At 39.0% G+C, this 1,348-nt stretch carries 1 protein-coding gene; it reads left to right on the top strand.

The genetic code is table 11. The annotated features are described in order from the left end of the window. The first annotated feature begins 89 nt into the window (after positions 1-89). Positions 90-1,103 (top strand): IS110 family transposase, encoded by a 1,014-nt coding sequence (locus tag GQR52_RS20320; RefSeq protein ID WP_165729612.1) that lies wholly within the window; start codon positions 90-92, stop codon positions 1,101-1,103. The last annotated feature ends 245 nt before the right edge of the window (positions 1,104-1,348 follow it).

Below are 1,348 nucleotides of genomic sequence, written 5' to 3'. Positions count from 1 at the left end.
TATTTAACCTGATGTAATGGTCTCCTCCCTATACGGCATCTATGTGCCATGATTAAAGTGGTTACAATAATCAAAGGGAGAAGACCAAAATGAAGATTACAACAATTGGTTTAGACATAGCAAAAAGATTTTTCCATGTGGTGTGCTGCAATGAACAAGGGCGCTTAGTTAAAAAGAAAATGTTAAAGCGTGCGCAAGTGTTATCTTTTTTCCAACAACACACTACGTGTTTAGTTGCTTTAGAGGCCTGTGCAACTTCTCATTTTTGGGCTCGAGAAATCAGAAAATGTGGTCATGAGATAAAGCTTATTCCACCTCAGCATGTAAAAGCCTTCTTAGTTGGCAATAAAAATGATTATAACGATGCTTTAGCAATTAGCGTTGCTTCAAAACAACATCATATTAAAAGTGTCTGTATAAAATCAGTTGAGCAACAAGATAACCAAGCACAGCACAAAGCGAGAGAATTAGCGGTCAGACAAAGAACGGCACTATGCAATCAAATCCGAGGCTTAACTGCTGAATACGGAATTATTTTAAATCAGGGTGTAAACACAATACGCAAAAGTATCCCCCTAATTTTAGAAGATGAAAATACCGGATTATCAGGCGCATTTAAAGCGGTACTAAAGCAGTTAGAAACACAATTGAATAACTTAGACAGCTGCATTGAAACTTACAGTACATTAATAGTTGAAACAGCAAAAAATAATGATATTTGCCAACGGCTCCAAACAATACCTGGATTTGGTCCTATGGTATCAAGCGCCTATTTCAATGAAGTTGGAAATGGCAGTAACTATAAAAGAGGCCGCGATGTTTCAGCGTCTTTAGGTATCGTTCCGCGTCAACACAGTAGTGGCGGAAAAGATACTTTACTTGGGATAAGTAAGCGAGGAAATAGCTACTTAAGGTGCCTGTTGATCCAAGGAGCAAAAGCGGTTGTCTCCAGAGCAAAAACGAAGAATGATAAATTAAGTCAATGGATAAACCGACTAGTTCAAACTCGAGGGCATAATCGAGCATGTGTAGCTTATGCCAACAAGATGGCGAGAATGGCTTGGGCTATTAGCGCTTCAGGTGAGAGTTACTCACCCGTATAAATACTCTTCAAAGAATTGCGTAAGTGACTAAAACGATGACATAACAGGTCAAACCTGCATATTGAAAACCTATAGAGTTCAGTGGTAGTAAATACCGATAACCTGATCAGGACAATATGCGCGGATTACATCAAGGTCAGAAGTAATAATCTTCACTAAAAGACCGTATATATGACAGCAAACCTGTCCCTGCTATCGTTGAATGACACCTTGCAATACTGGAGGAGACCATATATGAACTCTGG

The sequence above is a fragment of the Pseudoalteromonas sp. 31A1 genome (genome assembly GCF_011378815.1).
Classification (GTDB): domain Bacteria; phylum Pseudomonadota; class Gammaproteobacteria; order Enterobacterales; family Alteromonadaceae; genus Pseudoalteromonas; species Pseudoalteromonas arctica.
The sequence above is the reverse complement of the archived record's forward strand: the minus strand, read 5'-3'. Positions and strand labels throughout refer to the sequence as shown.

Coding starts and splice junctions, on each gene's coding strand:
- GQR52_RS20320 (WP_165729612.1), top strand. CDS start 90: ATGAAGATTACAACAATTGGTTTAGACATAGCAAAAAGATTTTTCCAT.